The organism is Sphingobium chungangianum, from assembly GCF_977014255.1.
Window position 1 is genome coordinate 563,024 of the sequence record NZ_CDRNIV010000006.1, and the last position, 17,867, is coordinate 580,890.

Sequence of the window (17,867 nt, forward strand, 5' to 3'; positions counted from 1 at the left end):
TTCATGATTTAAGCTTTCGGGCCTCCCGGCTCGCGCTTCTCCAGACTATCCTGGGGCGCTGATTCCATATTGCGGTGCGAGACCGTGGGCGAAAAGCCCGCCTCTTGCAAGTATTTGGCGACCCGTTCGGCGACATGGACCGAACGGTGCCGTCCTCCGGTGCAGCCGAACGCGACGGTCACATAGGATTTGCCGCTGTCCTCATAGCGGGGAATGAGCAGGGCCAGCAGTTCCTCCATCCGGTGCACTGCTTCCTCATAGGCGGGGTCTTCGATGATATAGGCGGCGACATCGGGGTCCAATCCGGTCCGGGGCCGCAGTTCCGCTTCCCAATGCGGATTGCGCAGGAAGCGCATGTCGAAGACCAGATCCGCGTTCAGGGGCACGCCCCGCGAAAAGCCGAAAGATATGATCGTCAGCACCGGGGCAGACAGCCCCTCGCGCGAAAAGCGGTTGCGGATTTCCTGTTGCAGCGCGTTGCTTGTCAGGCTGGTCGTGTCGATGATATGCGTCGCCCAGCGGCGCAGCGGATCGGTCAGCTCCCGTTCGCGGGCGAGCCCGTGGGTCGCGGGGCGATCCGAAGCCAGCGGGTGACGGCGGCGCGTCTCGGCGAAGCGGCGCTCCAGTTCCATGTCGGAACAGTCGAGAAAGAGCGTCTCGACGTCATGGCCTTTGCGCGTTCGCAGGGCCTTTATGCGCTGAACGATCGTGTGCGCATCGAACCCACGGGTCCGCGCGTCGATGCCCAGTGCGAGGGGACGGTCATCCAGTTCCTCGTGACCGGCGGGCACGGGCGTGTCCAGTAGCCGCTCCAGCAGGAGGAGGGGAAGGTTGTCCACGACTTCCCAGCCCATATCCTCCAGCGTCTTGAGCGCCGTCGTCTTGCCCGCGCCGGAAAGGCCGGACACCAGCAGGATGGTCTTGGGCGTCCGTGCGGTCACGCCAGCCCCATCGTTTTTAGCGCGAGTTCGACCTTGATCGGCGCCGATGCTTCAAAGGGTGAAACCTTGACCACCGGCAGGGGGGCACCGGCGACGAGCCATTCTTCTGGGTCGCCCGGCATGCGATCAATGTCCTGCGAAAGGTCGATGATCAACGCCAGCCGCGCCCCGTCGATCGACGGCAAGTCTACGACTCCGACGCCGCGCACCTCCATCTTTCCGGCGATCGTGGCTGGCGCGGACGCCTCCAGCTGCCCCCCGCTGGATCGCACGATGGTGTAATCGTCGCTGATGAGCGTGGCGCCGCGGTCGATCAGACGCAGGGCGAGATCCGATTTGCCCGCGCCGCTCGCGCCGCAGATCAGCACGGCCCGCCCGTCTATCGCGACGCTTGTCGCATGCATTGTTTCGGTTGAGTCTTGCGCCGCCATGTCCCTGAACGCATCCTAGACCTTGAGACGGTGCGTGTGAATCGAATTGACGCAAAGAATTCACGCAAAGGTCAAAAACTTCGAGCAGCCGTCCTATTCCGAGACAATACCGGGGTCGCGTTCAACCCCCATGGGAAGGCGCAGCATGAAACAGGCGCCCTGCTGATTATCCTCGCGGTCGGCAATGCTGATCTTGCCCTGATGCCCTTCGACGATGGACCGGGCGATGGCGAGGCCGAGACCTGAATGCTTGCCGAAGCTCTCCATTTCCGGGCGGACACTATGAAAGCGGCGGAAGACATGCTCGCGTTGGGACTCGGGTACGCCGGGGCCTTCATCCTCGACGCTGACGAGGACTTCATGATCGGCCACGGTCGCGACGATCTGCACCAGCCCGCCATCGGGTGAGAAGGAGATGGCGTTGTCGATCAGATTGTCGAGCACGCGGAGCAGGCGCTGCTCTTCACCCAGCACGACGGCGACATCCTTGCGCGGGCGGGCGAAGGCGAGGCGGATGCCGCGCGGAACGCCCCTTGCCTCGCGCGCGACCACCATGCGCTCGATGAGGAGGCCGAGGTCGATCGGCTCGAACCGGGTGCGGGAAAGCTGCGCGTCGATGCGGGAGGCTTCGGCAATGTCGGTGACGAGCCGGTCCAGCCGCCGCACGTCATCCTGGGCAATCGCCATCAACTGATCGCGCAGTTCCGGCTTGTCGATCCGTTCCAGCGCGTCGAGGGCGGAGCGGAGCGAGGCGATGGGGTTTTTAAGCTCATGGCTGACATCGGCGGCAAAGGCGTCGGTGGCGTCGATCCGCTGTCGCAGCGCGTGGCTCATGTCCGACAGCGCGCGGGCGAGCATGCCGATTTCGTCGCGCCGCTCCGGCAAGCGGGGCACTGTGACCTCCCGCGCGCGGCCAAGGCGGACGCGTACCGCTGCGCGGGCGAGGCGCTGCAGCGGCTGCACAATGGTCCGGGCGAGGAAAAGCGACAGCAGCACCGACGCCAGCACGGCCGTGGCGATCACGATGCCCAGCCTCAGCCGCTCGGCGCGCACCGTCCGGGTGATGTCGCGGGCATTTTCGGTCGCGAGGAGGCTGCCGCCGTCCTTCATGCCTGTAGCGGCGGAGATCATGAAGGTGCGGTCGGGCGCATAGCGGTTCATCGCCTGCGGCTGGCCGGTCTTGCGGGCGAGCAGCAGCTCTGGCCAGGCATTGGCGCGATCGATGGCAGGTTCTTCGAAATTGGGCGGTCGGTCGGCAAAGACGACGCGGTCCACCGCCTTGTCCAGAAAACGCGCGACATGGCGGCGCCACCCTTCTTCCGACGGCAGGGTCAGCCGGTAACGAGGAGCATCCATAGCAAAGCTGTCGGCGATCAGCCGTCCGTCCGGTCCATAGCGGCGAACGCGATCACGCGTCTGCCTGGCATAGGCGGCGATCAGGGCATTGTGCCGTTCGGCCGGTGCCGTCTCCAGGCCGATCGCCAGCAGCTTCAACTCGCGCGCGGACTGGTCGAGGCGCGCGTCCACGATCCGGGTGCGATAGCTGTCCAGATAGAAGAAGCCGCCCGCCAGCAGGGCCAGCGCGAACACGTTGACCGCCAGGATGCGCGGCGTCAGGCTGATCCGGCCCGACCAGCGCAACCCGCCGTCCTGCGGATCACTCTTCGGAGAATCGGTATCCGGCGCCATAGAGCGTATCGATTGCGTTGAATTCAGGATCGGCCTCACGGAATTTGCGGCGGAGCCGCTTGATGTGGCTGTCGATGGTGCGGTCGTCGACATAGACGTCATCCTGATACGCCGCATCCATCAACTGGTTGCGATTCTTGACGACGCCGGGGCGCGCCGCAAGTGTTTCGAGGATCAGGAATTCGGTAACGGTCAGCGTCACGTCCTGGCCCATCCATTTGACGCGATGGCGGGCGGGGTCCATTTCAAGCCGTCCGCGTATGATCGGGTCGGCTGCGGGCTCGTCACTGGCATCGGCCATCCGGCCCACCTCCGCCCGGCGCAGGATGGCGCGGATGCGGGCGATCAGCAGGCGTTGGGAAAAGGGCTTGGCGATATAATCGTCGGCGCCCATGGCAAGGCCCAGCGCTTCGTCCAGCTCATCGGTCTTGGACGTCAGGAAGATCACAGGCATCTGGCTTTTTTCGCGCAGGCGCCGGAGCAGTTCCAGGCCGTCCATGCCCGGCATCTTGATGTCGAACACGGCAAGATCGGCCGGGTTGTCGAGCAACGCCTTCAGTGCTGCCTCCGGGTCCGAATAGAGGCGCGTCATGAAGCCCTCGGCCTGTAGCGCGATGGACACGGAAGTCAGGATATTCTTGTCATCATCCACAAGGGCGATGGTTGGAGTCATGCTTCTTCCCAATGATCTTGGCCGCCCTGCTCAGGCCTTCCTGTCCAGCGTTAGACGATGGCTGCCCTGCTCGCAAGAAAGGGGTAGGACGGCAATTATGCGGTTTGCGCCACTTAATCTGGGACAAACGGCTTGCTGGCGGGATTTGACGCTGGGGGTGCAAAGGCTTATTGGGCCTCCCATCTGCAGGAATGTCGCCGCCCACAAGGGAGAGCGGCGCTGGGAGCGGATCGGTCGCAAGCGTTCGTTGTTGGCGAGCCGGAGTAATCACATCAGGAGCTAAGGCGTGCAGGCCAAATCCTCAATTACCCTGGATCAGCAGGGCATTTCCACGACCGCTGAACAACATTGGAATCTCGGCACTGCGCCGCTCGTCGAAGCTGCCATCGCAAATGGCGAGGGCATCCTGTCGAAGGATGGCCCGCTGGTCGTGAAGACCGGCAAGCACACCGGCCGTTCGGCCAACGACAAGTTCATCGTCAAGGACGCCGAGACCGAATCGACCGTATGGTGGGGCAAGACCAACGTTCCCATGACGCCGGAGCATTTCGCCGCGCTGAAGGAAGATTTTTTCAAGGCGCTGGGCGAGAAGAGCAAGCTCTACGTCGCCGACCTGTTCGGCGGTTCGCAGCCCGAGCATCGTGTCAACGTCCGCGTCATCAACGAACTCGCCTGGCACAATCTGTTCATCCGCACGCTGCTCGTGCGCCCTGGCCACGAAGAGCTGAGCGCCTTCGCGCCTGAATATACGATCATCGACCTGCCCTCCTTCCGGGCGGACCCGGCGCGTCACGGATCGCGCAGCGAAACGGTGATCGCGGTCAATTTCACCGAAAAGCTGATCCTGATCGGCGGCACCAAATATGCTGGCGAAATGAAGAAGTCGGTGTTCGGCATCCTCAACTATCTGCTGCCGACCAAGGGCGTGATGCCGATGCACTGTTCGGCCAATATCGGGTCGAACGGCGACACGGCGGTCTTCTTCGGCCTGTCGGGCACCGGCAAGACGACGCTGTCGGCCGACGCCAGCCGCACCCTCATCGGTGATGACGAGCATGGCTGGTCGGACACGGCGGTCTTCAATTTCGAAGGCGGCTGCTATGCCAAGATGATCAACCTGTCGGCCGAGGCTGAACCGGAGATTTTCGCCACCACCAAGCGTTTCGGCACGGTGTTGGAAAATGTCGTCATCCACGAGCATACGCGCGAGATCGACCTCGACGACAACAGCCTGGCTGAAAACAGCCGTGGTTCCTATCCGATCGACTTCATCCCGAATGCCTCGGAAAAGAATCTGGGGCCGGTGCCCAAGAACATCATCTTCCTGACCGCCGACGCCTATGGCGTTCTGCCGCCGATCGCGCGGTTGACCCCGGATCAGGCGATGTATCACTTCCTGTCGGGCTACACCGCTCGCGTGGCGGGTACGGAAATCGGCGTTACCGAGCCTTCGGCGACCTTCTCCACCTGCTTTGGCGCGCCGTTCATGCCGCGTCACCCTTCGGTCTACGGCAACCTGCTCAAGGACCGGATCAACAAGGGCGGCGTGACCTGCTGGCTGGTCAACACCGGCTGGACCGGCGGCAAATATGGCGTTGGCAAGCGCATGCCGATCAAGGTGACGCGCGCCCTGCTGAACGCGGCACTGGACGGCAGCCTCAATGATGTCGAGTTCCGGATCGATCCCAATTTCGGGTTTGAGGTGCCGGTCGCGGTGCCGGGCGTTGATGCGACCATCCTTGATCCGCGTGCGACCTGGGCCGATCAGGCGGCCTATGACGAGACGGCGGGCAAGCTGGTTAAGCAGTTCGTGGACAATTTCGCCCAGTTCGAAGAGCATGTCGATGCTTCGGTGCGGCAGGCTGCGCTGACGGCGGCCTGACAAGCGGGCTGCCCGCTTCCGAAGGTTGAAAAAGAGCCGGGAGCAGTGCTTCCGGCTCTTTTGCTTTCGGGCGGCGGCTTGCGGTGCTATTCTGGTGCCCAATTCAACGGGATTATGGCGATGTTTGACCAACTGATAAACAGCGTGGGCGGATTGGAAGCAGTGGCGGCGAAGCTGGGGCTTTCGGCCGAGCAGATGCAGGCGCTGATGACCGAGATTGGCGGCAAGATCGCGTCTGGTGAAACCGATGTCGCGGCGCTCGCCACCACGGCGGCCGAACATGGCGTGTCGGCGGACAAGTTGCAGGAACTGTTCGCGCAGTTCGGCGGCCCCGAGGCGATTCTGGGCAAGCTTGGTGGCCTGTTCGACAGCGATGGCGACGGCAGCCCGATCGGCGAACTCAGCAGGCTGGCCAAGGGGCTGTTCGGCTGAAAATCTGGCTGAAGCTGGCGGGGCATGATCGTCAGCTATCGGCCATGAAAGTTTTTTCACCTTGCCTTGGCGGGGCTGAAAAGGCATTCGCGCCGCCATCACTTATTGCGAAAGCCACGCAACTGGCGTCCTGACCGGGCGTTGGCGAAGTGGATTTGGCAGGAGACAAGGTTTTGAGCGACGTGACGATCGAAAAGCCGGTACTGGAGCCGACCGGCGCCCTGACTGTCGAAACCGTGCTGTCGGTGCGGCATTGGAACGAGCATCTGTTCAGCTTCCGCATCAGCCGCCCGGCAAGCTTCCGCTTCCGTTCGGGCGAGTTCGTGATGATCGGGTTGCAGGGCGACAATGGCAAGCCGCTGCTGCGCGCCTATTCCGTGGCGAGCCCCGCTTGGGACGAGGAATTGGAGTTCCTGTCGATCAAGGTGCAGGACGGGCCGCTGACGTCCAAGCTCCAGCTGATCCAGCCGGGCGACCAGATCTATCTTGGCCGCAAGCCGACCGGCACGCTGGTGACCGACGCGCTGCTGCCGGGCAAGCGGCTGTTCATGCTGTCGACCGGCACCGGCCTGGCGCCCTTCCTCAGCCTGGCGCGCGATCCGGACGTGTACGACTTTTATGAAGAGGTCGTCGTGGTCCACTCCGTCCGCCGGGTCAGCGACCTTGCCTTCCATGACGAGATGACCGGCAAGCTGGCGGAAGACCCGCTTGTCTCCGAACAGGCCGCGAACCAGTTCCATTATGTGCCGACCGTCACGCGCGAACCGTTCCGTAACAATGTGCGCATCGACAAGCTGGTCGAAAGCGGGGCGCTGTTCGAAGGCATCTCGGGCGACAAGAAGTTCAACCCGGAGACTGACCGCGTGATGATGTGCGGCAGCATGGAGATGATCAAGCAGTTCGCCGCGTTCTTCGAGGGCGAAGGTTTTGTTGAGGGCTCCAACGCGGCGCCGGGCGCTTTCGTGATCGAGCGTGCTTTCGTCGGGTAAACGGGCGGAGGTCAGTGGTACGGGAGGGGCTGGCGGCGACGCTGGCCCTTTTTGTTGGGGTATGGGCGAACCTCTGCGCAGGACCATTTGTAATCACTGCACTTCCGTCATCCCAGAGAAAGCTGGGATATCGTGAGGCTAGGCCGAGCGCCATCGACTGAGATGCCAGCTTGCGCTAGCATGACGGGATGGGAGTGTCGGCTAACGACCATATCCAGACAGTGACATTGCCGCCGACAGCAAAAAAGCCGACATTTTCACCTCATGGCGAAGGCCACGCCGTAAACGAAAGAAGCTACGCAGAATATGTAAGCCGCGAATGCGGCCATGCCGTAGGGCTTGATTGCTCGAAAAGTCACAACAGCCGTAGCTAACGCTAAGGCCACGAAAAATCCGCCAACGAGCCAAGGTGATTGCTTCCCCATCGAAGGCAGCATCGAAATATACATTAGAATACCGAAGCAGAGCGCGCCGAACGTTGGCTTAATCCATTCGATCATTCCACGCTCTCTCCGGCGGTCGGTAACGTGACCTTTATGACCTAAACCGGCCAGTCCGCAATCCACCCGTTCAAGTCATCACTCTCCCGATTATGGGAGGGCTAGGTGAGGGTGCGAGCGGAGCGAGCTTCTGGGTTATGCCTCACATAACAAGGCAGATGTTGCGCCAGCCCACCCCCTGACCCCTTCAAACGAGTCCCGTGCCTCGTTTGAACGCTAGCGGGAGGGGGGATGACACCTCAGGCTAATTCCACCTTTAGCACCGACGCCTCCGCTCCAACCACGCGCACCCGGCTCCCCGCTGGCGCGTCGGGGCCTCGGCAGGACCAGACGCTGTCGCCCACCTTCACGCGGCCGTGGCCTGCTTCGATGGGTTCGACCACCAGCACGATCTCGCCGATCAGGCGGGCGGTGCGGTCATTGAGCAATGGGTCCTGCGAGTTCACAGGATTGGCTACATACCAGCGGCGACCGCCCCAGACCGACACCAGGCAAAGCAGGGCGAAGATCAGCAATTGCACCGGCACGGACACCGGCAGCAGCAGCGCGATCAGCCCCGTCACCGCCGCCGCCAGCGCGACCCAGATCAGGAACACGCCGGGGATCATCACTTCGGCCACGCCGAGCAGGGCGGCGAAGACCAGCCAGCCCCAATGATCGTCCAGCATGCCGAGCCAGTCCATCAGCTCTGACCCTGCGCGAAGGGGCTGCGGCGGGGCGGAGCGGGGGGCGAGGTCGGTGCGCCGTCACCGCCCAGCGCTTCCTTGGCGAGCGCGCCAATGCCGCCCAGCGTGCCGATCAGCTGCGTCGCCTCTACCGGGAACAGGATGGTCTTGGCATTGGGCGAGGTGGCGAATTGGCTCACCGCATCGACATATTTCTGGGCGACGAAATAGTTGATCGCCTGTGCGTTGCCGTTCGCGATCGCTTCCGACACCATCTGGGTCGCCTTGGCCTCCGCCTCGGCCTCGCGTTCGCGCGCTTCGGCGTCGCGGAAGGCAGCTTCGCGGCGGCCTTCGGCTTCCAGGATCTGACTTTGCTTCTGCCCTTCGGCCTTCAGGATTTCAGAAGCGCGCAGACCTTCGGATTCCAGGATCAGCGCGCGCTTTTCGCGTTCGGCCTTCATCTGGCGGCCCATGGCGTTGACGATGTCGGCTGGCGGGCGGATGTCCTTCAGCTCCACGCGCGTGATCTTGATGCCCCAGGCGTTGGTGGCATGATCCACCACCGAGAGGAGCCGGGCGTTGATCTCGTCACGTTTGGAGAGGGTTTCGTCGAGGTCCATCGAGCCCATCACCGTGCGCAGGTTGGTGGTCGCCAGCTGCATGATCGCGACATACAGTTCGGAGACTTCATAGGCGGCCTTTGCGGCGTCCAGCACCTGGAAGAAGACGACGCCATCGACCGACACCATGGCGTTATCCTTGGTGATGATCTCCTGCCCCGGAATATCGACCACCTGCTCCATCATGTTGATCTTGCGCCCGACGGCGTAGAAGAAGGCCGGGTAGAAATTGAGGCCAGGGCGCGCGACTTCGGTGAAACGGCCGAAGCGTTCTATGGTATATTGATAGCCCTGACGCACCACCTTGACGCTCACGGCCAGATAGAAGAGCACCAGGAAAGTCACCGTTAGCGCGAAGGTCGTCAGCATCTTTTTCCCCCTTAAGAAGCGCTTGACTATGACGCGGATTCGTTAACGGGGAAAGTCAAACCGTCACGAAGGCGGTTGGGCCATACAGGAGACTGCCATGTTGCTGCGCCACGCCCGATCGTTGCTGTTCCTGCCGGCGTCGAACAGGCGCGCCATTGCCAAGGTGCGTACGCTTTCCTGCGACATGGTCATGCTGGACCTGGAAGACGCGGTGGCTGATGACCGTAAGGAAGAGGCGCGCGCCAACGCGGTCGAAGCTGCCGCTGAAGGCTTTGGCAAACGGCTGTGCGCCGTGCGGATCAATGCTGAAGGGACGCCGTGGCACGGCCCGGAAATGATCGCGGTCAAGCGTTCCTCGGCCAACTATGTCATCCTGCCCAAGGTCGAAAGCGGCAAGCAGGTGCGCGACGTGTTCAGCGTCTGCCAGAAGCCGGTCATCGCCATGATCGAGAGCGCGGCTGGCGTTCTTGCCGCCACGTCGATCGCGGCGGAGGAGGGCACGGCTGGACTGTTCATGGGCACCAATGACCTGCGGCAGGACCTTGGCATTCCTCCTTCGGCGGGTCGGGAAGGGCTGAGCTTCGCCTTGCAGTCCGTGATCCTGAGCGCGCGGGCGGCGCGGATTGCGGTATTCGATGGCGTGTTCAACCGGCTGGACGATGAAGCGGGGTTCGAAGCGGAATGCGCCGCCGGGCATGCCCTTGGTTTTGACGGGAAGACGCTGATCCACCCGAGCCAGGTGCCGGTCGCCAATCAGGTGTTCGGGCCGGACGCGCAGGCGGTGGCTGATGCCCGGCGGCTGATCGAGGCGGCGACGGGCGGGGCTGAGCGGTTTGAGGGGCGCATGATCGAGGGGATGCATGTTGAGGAGGCCCGGGCGCTTGTTGCTCGGGCTGAGGCGGCGGTGGGTTGAGCCATCTTGTTCCCCTCCCGCAAGCGGGAGGGGTTAGGGGTGGGCGCGAGCGAAGCGAGCTTCTGAACTCGCGTCAAATGCAAATCTGGCGTTGCGCAGGCCCACCCCCGACCCCTCCCGCCTGCGGGAGGGGGGATATGGCCTCTATCGCTCCGTAGCGTTGGCCGCATTCCCCGCCTCTGAAGGCTCCGCCACTCCCTTCGCCGCAAAAACACGCAAGCTATCCAGCACCTTCTTCGCGATCGGCTGATATTGCTCGCTCAGCATCTCCGGGTAAACGAAGGTGGCGGTGACGATCCCCCCGTTCGGCTGGCGGAGCAGGCGGACGGCGACATTATTGCCTTCGCCATCGTTTGCCGTGCCGCGATATTCATTGTCGCCGATAAAGTCGCCATCGACGCCTTCTGAACCGCTGCTCATCGATTGGACAACCTGCTGGAGCGTCTGCTGTTCTCCGTTGCGCTGCCAGAAGACGCGGACGTCGGCGCCTGCGCCGGGGTCCTGAAAGACCGTGCCATCGGGCGTGCTTGCGGCGGCATCCTGTTCCCAGCCTTCGGGGAAGCTGACCGAAAAGCCGCGATCGTCATTCACATAATTGCGGTTCTCGGCAGCCTCCGCCTTGCTCTCCGCCAGCGCCTTTGCCGTGGCGGCATTGGCTGCGGCGGCCAGTTCCTCCTGGCTGGGCATATCCGACACCGGCTCGGCGCGTCCGCAGGCGGCCAGCAGGAGGACGGAGAGGAGGGCGGCTTGGCTGAGCTTTTTCATGCCCTGTCCAAAGCATAGGCGGCCCGACATTTCAACGTCGCAACGATGCCGAGCGGCGGATGAGCGCTGCGCCGCGACGGGCGCGGTTCAGGCGGCGCTGTCGATCCCGAGTTCGGCGAGCTTGCGGTAAAGGGTCGAACGGCCGATGCCGAGGCGGCGGGCGACCTCCGTCATGCGGCCGCGATAATGGCCGATGGCGAGGCGGATGACATCCGCTTCGATCTCCGCAAGCTGGCGGACATGGCCGTCGCCTTCGAACAGGGTGATGCCGGCCGCTTCCCGGTGCGTCTGCGGCACGGTGCGCAGGCGGGGATGGAGCGGCTCGCCACTGGCGCGCGTCCGGATGTGGGCGGCGATCTGTGGAAAATCCTGCGGCGTCAGGGCGTCGCCTTCGCACAGGACGGCGGCGCGGAAGAGCGCGTTCTGAAGCTGGCGCACATTGCCCGGCCATTCATGCTGCATCAGCAGCGCGAGCGCATCGTCGGTCAGGCCCAGGCCACGCAGCCCCGGCTGGGTGGCGATGCGGGCCAGAAGATGACGGCAGAGCGCGGGCACGTCGCCGATCCGCTCCCGCAGCGGCGGGATGGTCAGCTGCACGACGTTCAGACGATAATAGAGGTCCTCGCGGAAGCGGCCCGCTTCGATTTCATCGACCAGCCGCTTGTTGGTGGCGGCGATGATTCGCACATCGACATGGACCGGCCGCCGCGCGCCGAGGGGCTGCACTTCACCATCCTGAAGGACGCGCAGCAGCTTCACTTGCGCGTCGAGCGGCATTTCGCTGACTTCATCGAGGAAAATCGTGCCCATGTCGGCGGCGACGAACTTGCCGACCTGACGCTCGAAGGCGCCGGTGAAGGCGCCGCGTTCGTGGCCGAACAGGTCGGATTCGACCAGGTTGGCCGGGATGGCCCCGCAATTGACCGTGATCATCGCCTGCTTGTGGCGGGGCGAGGCCGCGTGAATGGCGCGGGCGATGACGTCCTTGCCGACGCCGCTTTCGCCTTCGATCAGGACGGGCACGCGGGCGCGCGCGGCCTTTGCCGCAATGGCGAGGGCAGCGCGGAATTGCGGCGCGGCGCCGACCACATCCTCGAACGACAGGGCGGCGGAGATTTTTTCGGTGAGCGGGCGCAGTTCGCCCTTGCCATGCTCCTGCGACAGGGTGGCGTTGAGCGCGGCGAGCAACCTTTCGGGCGCGACCGGCTTGGCCAGATAGTCTGTCGCACCAGCGCGCATTGCATCGACGGCAACCGCTACACTGTTATGCGCGGTCAGGATCAATATGGGCAGGGCAGGGCGGCGGCTGCGCAATTCGCGGACGAGGCCGGTGGCTTCCGGACCCGGGATCCACTGGTCGAGCAGCACCGCATCGAGCCGCATGCCGTCCTGCGTGCCGAGCATGGCGATCGCCATGTCACCGTCGCTGGCGAAGATCGTGCGCCACCCGGCGCGTGCGGCGAGCGCCGACACAAGCCTGCGCTGGGCAGGCTCTTCATCGATCAGCATCAGCATGGGAACGCCGTCGCGCGCCATCTTACCCCTCTTCTTGTTTCGTGGCAGCAGCCTAGCCCAAGGGGGTAAAGGCGCCCTTAACCGGAAAGTTTTTCTTGCGTTGTTTCGAGGTTGAGGGGGGAGAACCTTGTCGATAAGAGGGGCGCGCTTAAAAACACAGGCGACTAAGGGAATGGAAATGGCGTCAGAAGGAAATATGGAGAGCGCGACCCAGACCTATTCGGGGTTCGTGTCCCTCGTGAAGTGGGGCACCACCGCATGCGTGGTGCTGGCTGCGATCGTCGTCCTGCTGATCTCCAGCTAAGACTGGAGCGGCGAGGGGGATGTCGATGAAGATCGCAATCATCAAGGAGCTTGCCGAAGGTGAGCGCCGCGTGGCCGGTACGCCGGAAACCGTCAAGAAGTTCAAGGCGCTGGGCGCCGATGTCGCGGTGGAAGCAGGCGCGGGCCTGACCGCCGCCATCGCTGACGCCGACTATGCCGCGATGGGCGCAACGATTGCCGATCGCGCCGCGACGGTGGCGGGCGCGGACATTATCCTGGGCGTTCAGGGGCCGGACGTCGCGACCATTACCGGCGCGAAGCCCGGCGCGTGGATCGTCGCGGGCCTCAACCCCTTCGTGGAGCGCGCGCGCGTCGATGCTTATGCATCGGCGGGTTATGAGGCGCTGGCGATGGAATTCATGCCGCGCATCACCCGCGCTCAATCGATGGACATACTTTCCTCGCAATCGAACCTTGCTGGCTACAAGGCGGTGCTGGACGCGGCGGCCGAATATGGCCGCGCTTTCCCGATGATGATGACGGCGGCGGGCACGATATCCCCGGCCAAGGCGTTCGTCATGGGCGTGGGCGTCGCCGGGCTTCAGGCGATTGCCACGGCCAAGCGGCTGGGCGCGCAGGTGTCGGCGACCGACGTGCGCTCCGCCACCAAGGAGCAGATCGAAAGCCTTGGCGCGAAGGCGGTTTTCGTCGAAAGCGTCGCGGGTATCGAGGGCGAGGGCAAGGGCGGCTATGCCACCGAAATGTCCGAGGATTACCAGAAAGCGCAGGCCGAACTGGTGTCCAGCCACATCGCCAAGCAGGACATCGTCATCACCACCGCGCTGATACCGGGCCGGGCCGCGCCGCGCCTCATCACCGACGCGCAGATCGCGACGATGAAGCCGGGCAGCGTGATCGTCGATCTCGCCGTCGAGCAGGGCGGCAATGTCGAGGGCGCGGTGCTGGGCCAGGTGGTCGAGCGTCATGGCGTCAAGATCGTCGGGCACAAGAATGTGCCTTCGCGGCTTGCCGCCGATGCGTCGGCCCTGTTCGCGCGCAACCTCTATAATTTCCTCTCCGCCTTCTGGAACAAGGACCAGAACGCGCCGGTGCTGGACGAGGAAATCGGCAATGCCATCCGTCTGACGCAGGGCGGCAAGGTCGTCAGCGACCGATTGCAGTAAAGGGCTGCTCCTCTCCCGTGCCTTGCGCGGGGGAGGAGGTCTTCGTTTTAGGGACGAGCAGTAGCGGCGGCCCTGCCGTGCGAATCTCCGTTTCGATCGGCCTCAACATGACCTTCAAAAGGCAGGAATGAGCGGGCTTCTCCTCTTCTATTTCCTTCTTGCCTGCGCGGTTGGTGCGATAGCCGCGTGGCGCCTGTCGATGGACGAGCTGAGCGGCCGAGTCGTCCCGCTATTCCTGCTCACCCCTGCTGGCATTGCCGGAACTCTGGTGGTTGCGGCGGAAGTGAGCAGCAGTTGGGCGCGCTATCTGAGCCTGATCGCCCTCATTCTTGCCAGCGCTTCCTTTTGCGGCGGCTATGTCGCGACGCGCCGGGCTGAAAAATCGCAACAGGCGGAAAAACGCCCGTGAGCCCGAGCTTTGACGCGATCATCCTTGCTCAAACCGTGGCGGCGGCGCTGTTCGTTTTCGCGCTGTGGCCGCTGGGCACCGTGGCTGGCAGGCGGCGGCGCCAGACGGCTCTGGCAGGGACGGTGATCCTGTCCGCAGCCGCCGTCTACGACATGGACGTGCTCAACGCGCCGGAGATTATCGGCGCGCTACTGATCGGCGGGGCGTTTGGCCTGTTACTCGGACGGGAATGGCCGGAAAGCCGGTTGACGGCGCTGCTGACGATTTTCGCCGGGTTTGCGGGAGCGGCGATGATTTCCGCCGCCGCCGCCGCTTGGCTCAATCCCTTCGCCTTCGGACTGGTTGATGAGGGAAGCGCCGATGTCGCGACGCGCCATTTGCTGGCTCTCGGCGCGGTGGCGCTGACGGGAAGTGGCGCCTGTGCCGCTGCTGTCTTCGCGCTGCTGAGGCGAGGGGGCGGAAATATGGCATTGCTCGCGATCAGCATCGGCATGGTCGGCTGGGCCGCCGCAGCCTTCGCTTTTCTGCTGGAAAATATGGGCCTGGCCGTTGCCGGAGGGCTTGGCGGAGCGGCGGGAACGGGAATCGCGCTGCGCTTATGCGGTGGCGCGCGCGGGAAGGGGCTTGCCGATGCGCAGGCCCGTCCGTAACGCTGAAGCGGACAGACGCCGGGGCACTCCCGGACGGCAATTGGGGTAAGGCGCACCATGCAGAAGCTCGGCCTGATCGGCGGTCTCAGCTGGACATCGACGGCACGTTATTATCAGATCATCAATCAGGCGGTGTACCGCGCGAAGGGCGGGCAGCACAGCGCGCCCCTGCTGATCGAAAGTCTCGACTTCGCCGACATCGGCCGCTCCACCACGGAGGAGGAGTGGGCGCATGCCGCGCAGGTGCTGACCGCGTCCGCCCGACGGCTGGAGCAGGCGGGGGCCAAGGCGCTGTTGATCTGCGCCAACAGCATGCATCGCGTCTATGACGAAGTGCAGGGCGGGGTGGACACGCCGATCATCAACATCGCCGATGCGGTCGGCCGCAAGATGAAGGCCGACGGCGTGCAAAGGGCCGCGCTGATCGGCACCCGCAACGTCATGACCGAGAAATTCTACCGCCAGCGGCTGGTTGGCCATGGCATTTCGCTGCTGCCTGCGGACCTGGAACTCGCCGAGCGGATCGACCGCATCGTTTATGAGGAACTGACGATCGGCAAGGTCAGCCGCGAATCCGAACGCTATATGCGGTCGGAATTGACCGACATCGCCAAGGAGAATGTGCAGGCGGCGATCCTTGCCTGCACCGAACTGGAAATGATCGTGGATGTGAAGGCGAACGTGCTGCCTATCTATGACGGCACGGCGATCCACGCGCGGGCCGGGGTGGATGTTATCCTGGGCGACTGATCCCTTCAGAGCATCGTGCGCCTGTCTGAATTACCTAACCCGTTCGGGCTGAGCTTGTCGAAGCCCTCTTCTTTCGAGAGGAAACAGAGCCCTTCGACAGGCTCAGGGCGAACGGTAACGGGGTGCGATGTTCCAGCCGATCAAAGGGAACGGCTTGGCCGAGCAGACAAGAAAAGGGGACGCCCTCTCGGACGTCCCCTTCCTCCCCTTTTTAGCTTGTCTCAGAATGCCGTGCTGATCGAGCAGGCCGCAGGGCCAAGGATCACGACGAACAGCGTCGGCAGAATGAAAAGGATGAGCGGCACCGTCATGATGGCGGGCAGACGCGCGGCCTTTTCCTCGGCGCGCATCATGCGTTCATGGCGGAATTCAGCGGACAGCACGCGCAAGGCCGAAGCGAGCGGCGTGCCGTATTTTTCCGTCTGGATCATGGTCGTGACCACGCCCTTGATCGCATCCAGCTTCACGCGGTTGGCTAGATTTTCGAAGGCCATGCGCCGTTCGGTCAGGAAGCTGAGTTCTATCGCCGTCAGCTGGAACTCGTCACCCAGCTCGGGATAGGCCTTGCCCAATTCCTTGGCGACGCGGCTGAAGGCGGCATCGACGGTCAGGCCCGCTTCGGCGCAGATGACGAGCAGGTCGAGTGCGTCGGGCAACCCCTTGCGGATCGCGGCGGAGCGCTTCTGGATCTTGTTGTCGATGAAGATGTCGGGCGCCTTGTAGGCCAGTAGCAGAGCCACGGCGAAGGCCATGAAACGCTTCGCGCCGCCCCAGTCGGGATAAATGCCGACACCGTAGAGCAGCAGCGCGGCCAGACCGCCGATGACGATCGGCAGCACCATGCGACCGAAGATGACGGCGACCGCCAAATCCTTCGACCGGATGCCCGCCTGCGCCAGCTTCAGCTGGGCTTCCTTCAGCTGGTCGTCCTGCAACACCTTCAGGCTGGACAGGAAGGACCGCATCTGGTCGGTCGTCTGGCTCTTCTTGACCAGCTTGGCGCGGCGGCGCGCGGTGGACGCGGTGATCCCCGCCTTCAACTGTTCGCGCCGTTCATTGAGCGCCTTGACCCGCTTTGCCATCGGGTCGCGCACGGTCATCACCGTATAGAGCACGAACAGCATGGCCAGCGTCGCCATGGCGGCAAGCAAGGTGCCGAAATCCGTGGCGTTCATGCCGAAAAGAGTGCCGGCGGGGGAAGCGGTTTCCATGTCTTTCTATCCCCCGTCAGATTTCGAAGTTGATCATCTGCGCCATGATGAAGACGCCTATGCTCATCCAGCACATGCCGCCCAGACCGATGACCTGCATCGTCGACATCCCAAACAGGCCGGCCGGATCGGGCGTGAAGAAGGGGTGCATGTAACTGAAGTTAATGTAACAGATCATGCCGAACACCAGGAACGGCAACGCGCCGATAATGTAGGCCGACGCCTTGGATTCCGACGACATGGCGCGAATTTTCAGCTTCATCTGCGCGCGCTGACGCAGCACGGTCGCGAGGTTGGACAGGGTTTCGGCAAGGTTGCCGCCCGTTTCCCGCTGGATCGCGAGGCTGATGACGAAGAACTGGAATTCCGGCGTGCCGAGGCGATCGGCCGTTTCCTGCAACGCCTGATCCATCGTCTTGCCGATCTTGATGCGTTCGGTGATCAGCTTGAATTCCTCACCCACTGGCCCAGGCACTTCGTTTGCCACGACGCCCAGCGTTTCGGTGATGGGCAGGCCCGATCGCAGACCGCGTGTCAGCAGTTCGAGCGCGTCGGGGAATTTCATCGTGAACTGCATCACCCGCTTCTTGATCAGGCGGCCGACCCACATGTGGGGCAGGGCGAGCCCTGCGGCCAGGCTGACCATGATGGCGAGCAGCGGAGCGAAGCCGCGCACGAACAGAAAGGCGCAGATGCCCAGAGCAATGAAGGCGCAGGAGGTCATATATTGGCTGACCGTCCATTTCTTGCCGGTCATGCGGATGCGCTTGGCCAGATTTTCCGGATTGGGAACCAGCGAAACGAGCATCTTCATCTCGTTGCCGGGCTGCCGGTTGGAAATGGCCTTGCGCATGCGCGCTTCCATCAGCGCGTCGGTCGATCCGCTGTGACGTTCGCGGATCAGGGCGACACGGCGCTTGCTGGCCTTTTCAGCCGAGGGGCCAGCAAAGGCCATCGCTACCAGACCCAGGAAGGCCGCCAGCAGCATGATCAGCAATATCGAATTGCTCATGGT

The 17,867-nt window shown here is 63.5% G+C and carries 20 protein-coding genes; 9 read left to right on the forward strand and 11 right to left on the reverse strand.

All coding sequences use genetic code 11. The features are described from left to right. Positions 1-8 precede the first annotated feature (8 nt). The 4 genes from rapZ to ACWNC0_RS09755 all read right to left on the reverse strand — a co-directional run bounded on the left by rapZ (position 9) and on the right by ACWNC0_RS09755 (position 3,734). Positions 9-941, reverse strand: a complete 933-nt coding sequence (rapZ, locus tag ACWNC0_RS09740) for an RNase adapter RapZ (RefSeq protein ID WP_449471268.1) — start codon at positions 939-941, stop codon at positions 9-11. Next, on the reverse strand, positions 938-1,372 hold the full coding sequence (locus tag ACWNC0_RS09745) for an HPr kinase/phosphorylase (protein ID WP_449471270.1): 435 nt from the start codon (positions 1,370-1,372) through the stop codon (positions 938-940). The genes rapZ and ACWNC0_RS09745 overlap by 4 nt, the downstream gene beginning before the upstream one ends. 93 nt (positions 1,373-1,465) lie before the next feature. Then, positions 1,466-3,061, reverse strand: coding sequence for an ATP-binding protein (locus tag ACWNC0_RS09750; protein WP_449471271.1), 1,596 nt, complete (start codon positions 3,059-3,061; stop codon positions 1,466-1,468). Continuing rightward, positions 3,030-3,734: a response regulator gene (locus ACWNC0_RS09755; protein WP_449471273.1), complete on the reverse strand. Its 705-nt coding sequence runs from the start codon at positions 3,732-3,734 to the stop codon at positions 3,030-3,032. Before ACWNC0_RS09755 ends, ACWNC0_RS09750 begins: the two co-directional genes overlap by 32 nt. Positions 3,735-4,020: 286 nt before the next feature. Between ACWNC0_RS09755 and ACWNC0_RS09760 the strand changes: the two genes are divergently transcribed. From ACWNC0_RS09760 to ACWNC0_RS09770, 3 genes are all read left to right on the forward strand, one after another. Next, on the forward strand, positions 4,021-5,616 hold the full coding sequence (locus tag ACWNC0_RS09760) for a phosphoenolpyruvate carboxykinase (protein WP_449471274.1): 1,596 nt from the start codon (positions 4,021-4,023) through the stop codon (positions 5,614-5,616). A gap of 114 nt (positions 5,617-5,730) precedes the next feature. Continuing rightward, the gene (locus ACWNC0_RS09765; RefSeq protein ID WP_449471275.1) at positions 5,731-6,048 is read left to right on the forward strand and encodes a hypothetical protein; all 318 of its coding nucleotides are present in this window, start codon (positions 5,731-5,733) and stop codon (positions 6,046-6,048) included. 173 nt (positions 6,049-6,221) lie between these two features. Beyond that, on the forward strand, positions 6,222-7,037 hold the full coding sequence (locus ACWNC0_RS09770) for a ferredoxin--NADP reductase (protein ID WP_449471277.1): 816 nt from the start codon (positions 6,222-6,224) through the stop codon (positions 7,035-7,037). A gap of 257 nt (positions 7,038-7,294) precedes the next feature. Here the strand turns inward: ACWNC0_RS09770 and ACWNC0_RS09775 are convergent, their stop codons facing one another. The 3 genes from ACWNC0_RS09775 to ACWNC0_RS09785 form a co-directional block, all read right to left on the reverse strand. Next, the gene (locus ACWNC0_RS09775) at positions 7,295-7,537 is read right to left on the reverse strand and encodes a hypothetical protein (protein WP_449471279.1); all 243 of its coding nucleotides are present in this window, start codon (positions 7,535-7,537) and stop codon (positions 7,295-7,297) included. Positions 7,538-7,776: 239 nt separating this feature from the next. Further along, positions 7,777-8,220, reverse strand: a complete 444-nt coding sequence (locus ACWNC0_RS09780; RefSeq protein ID WP_449471281.1) for an NfeD family protein — start codon at positions 8,218-8,220, stop codon at positions 7,777-7,779. Continuing rightward, a complete protein-coding gene (locus ACWNC0_RS09785) occupies positions 8,220-9,191 on the reverse strand; it encodes an SPFH domain-containing protein (RefSeq protein WP_449471282.1) in 972 nt (323 codons plus the stop codon). Before ACWNC0_RS09785 ends, ACWNC0_RS09780 begins: the two co-directional genes overlap by 1 nt. A 97-nt stretch (positions 9,192-9,288) precedes the next feature. On the opposite strand from ACWNC0_RS09785, the gene ACWNC0_RS09790 reads away from it, so the two are divergent. Then, a complete protein-coding gene (locus ACWNC0_RS09790) occupies positions 9,289-10,104 on the forward strand; it encodes an HpcH/HpaI aldolase/citrate lyase family protein (RefSeq protein ID WP_449471284.1) in 816 nt (271 codons plus the stop codon). 144 nt (positions 10,105-10,248) lie between these two features. Here the strand turns inward: ACWNC0_RS09790 and ACWNC0_RS09795 are convergent, their stop codons facing one another. Beyond that, positions 10,249-10,869 (reverse strand): hypothetical protein, encoded by a 621-nt coding sequence (locus ACWNC0_RS09795; protein WP_449471286.1) that lies wholly within the window; start codon positions 10,867-10,869, stop codon positions 10,249-10,251. Positions 10,870-10,956: 87 nt separating this feature from the next. Next, positions 10,957-12,405, reverse strand: a complete 1,449-nt coding sequence (locus ACWNC0_RS09800; protein ID WP_449471287.1) for a sigma-54-dependent transcriptional regulator — start codon at positions 12,403-12,405, stop codon at positions 10,957-10,959. Between the two features lie 157 nt (positions 12,406-12,562). Here ACWNC0_RS09800 and ACWNC0_RS09805 point away from each other — a divergent pair, with 157 nt between their 5' ends. The 5 genes from ACWNC0_RS09805 to ACWNC0_RS09825 all read left to right on the forward strand — a co-directional run bounded on the left by ACWNC0_RS09805 (position 12,563) and on the right by ACWNC0_RS09825 (position 15,641). Then, a complete protein-coding gene (locus ACWNC0_RS09805; RefSeq protein ID WP_449471288.1) occupies positions 12,563-12,688 on the forward strand; it encodes an aa3-type cytochrome c oxidase subunit IV in 126 nt (41 codons plus the stop codon). A 25-nt stretch (positions 12,689-12,713) separates the two neighbouring features. Further along, entirely contained in the window at positions 12,714-13,832 is a 1,119-nt protein-coding gene (locus ACWNC0_RS09810; RefSeq protein WP_449471290.1) for an NAD(P) transhydrogenase subunit alpha, read from the forward strand. Between the two features lie 127 nt (positions 13,833-13,959). Then, entirely contained in the window at positions 13,960-14,241 is a 282-nt protein-coding gene (locus ACWNC0_RS09815; protein WP_449471291.1) for a proton-translocating transhydrogenase family protein, read from the forward strand. Then, positions 14,238-14,891, forward strand: coding sequence for a hypothetical protein (locus ACWNC0_RS09820; RefSeq protein ID WP_449471292.1), 654 nt, complete (start codon positions 14,238-14,240; stop codon positions 14,889-14,891). Before ACWNC0_RS09815 ends, ACWNC0_RS09820 begins: the two co-directional genes overlap by 4 nt. 57 nt (positions 14,892-14,948) lie before the next feature. After that, positions 14,949-15,641: an aspartate/glutamate racemase family protein gene (locus tag ACWNC0_RS09825; protein ID WP_449471293.1), complete on the forward strand. Its 693-nt coding sequence runs from the start codon at positions 14,949-14,951 to the stop codon at positions 15,639-15,641. A gap of 221 nt (positions 15,642-15,862) precedes the next feature. Here the strand turns inward: ACWNC0_RS09825 and ACWNC0_RS09830 are convergent, their stop codons facing one another. Next, positions 15,863-16,852: a type II secretion system F family protein gene (locus ACWNC0_RS09830; protein ID WP_196225418.1), complete on the reverse strand. Its 990-nt coding sequence runs from the start codon at positions 16,850-16,852 to the stop codon at positions 15,863-15,865. Positions 16,853-16,868: 16 nt separating this feature from the next. Continuing rightward, complete coding sequence (locus ACWNC0_RS09835; protein WP_449471295.1) at positions 16,869-17,864, reverse strand: type II secretion system F family protein; 996 nt, start codon at positions 17,862-17,864, stop codon at positions 16,869-16,871. Positions 17,865-17,867: the final 3 nt, after the last annotated feature.

Coding starts and splice junctions, on each gene's coding strand:
- ACWNC0_RS09835 (WP_449471295.1), bottom strand. CDS start 17,864: ATGAGCAATTCGATATTGCTGATCATGCTGCTGGCGGCCTTCCTGGGT.
- ACWNC0_RS09755 (WP_449471273.1), bottom strand. CDS start 3,734: ATGACTCCAACCATCGCCCTTGTGGATGATGACAAGAATATCCTGACT.
- ACWNC0_RS09815 (WP_449471291.1), top strand. CDS start 13,960: ATGAGCGGGCTTCTCCTCTTCTATTTCCTTCTTGCCTGCGCGGTTGGT.
- ACWNC0_RS09750 (WP_449471271.1), bottom strand. CDS start 3,061: ATGGCGCCGGATACCGATTCTCCGAAGAGTGATCCGCAGGACGGCGGG.
- ACWNC0_RS09825 (WP_449471293.1), top strand. CDS start 14,949: ATGCAGAAGCTCGGCCTGATCGGCGGTCTCAGCTGGACATCGACGGCA.
- ACWNC0_RS09765 (WP_449471275.1), top strand. CDS start 5,731: ATGGCGATGTTTGACCAACTGATAAACAGCGTGGGCGGATTGGAAGCA.
- ACWNC0_RS09780 (WP_449471281.1), bottom strand. CDS start 8,220: ATGGACTGGCTCGGCATGCTGGACGATCATTGGGGCTGGCTGGTCTTC.
- ACWNC0_RS09745 (WP_449471270.1), bottom strand. CDS start 1,372: ATGGCGGCGCAAGACTCAACCGAAACAATGCATGCGACAAGCGTCGCG.
- ACWNC0_RS09795 (WP_449471286.1), bottom strand. CDS start 10,869: ATGAAAAAGCTCAGCCAAGCCGCCCTCCTCTCCGTCCTCCTGCTGGCC.
- ACWNC0_RS09800 (WP_449471287.1), bottom strand. CDS start 12,405: ATGGCGCGCGACGGCGTTCCCATGCTGATGCTGATCGATGAAGAGCCT.
- ACWNC0_RS09810 (WP_449471290.1), top strand. CDS start 12,714: ATGAAGATCGCAATCATCAAGGAGCTTGCCGAAGGTGAGCGCCGCGTG.
- ACWNC0_RS09790 (WP_449471284.1), top strand. CDS start 9,289: ATGTTGCTGCGCCACGCCCGATCGTTGCTGTTCCTGCCGGCGTCGAAC.
- ACWNC0_RS09775 (WP_449471279.1), bottom strand. CDS start 7,537: ATGATCGAATGGATTAAGCCAACGTTCGGCGCGCTCTGCTTCGGTATT.
- ACWNC0_RS09805 (WP_449471288.1), top strand. CDS start 12,563: ATGGCGTCAGAAGGAAATATGGAGAGCGCGACCCAGACCTATTCGGGG.
- ACWNC0_RS09785 (WP_449471282.1), bottom strand. CDS start 9,191: ATGCTGACGACCTTCGCGCTAACGGTGACTTTCCTGGTGCTCTTCTAT.
- ACWNC0_RS09830 (WP_196225418.1), bottom strand. CDS start 16,852: ATGGAAACCGCTTCCCCCGCCGGCACTCTTTTCGGCATGAACGCCACG.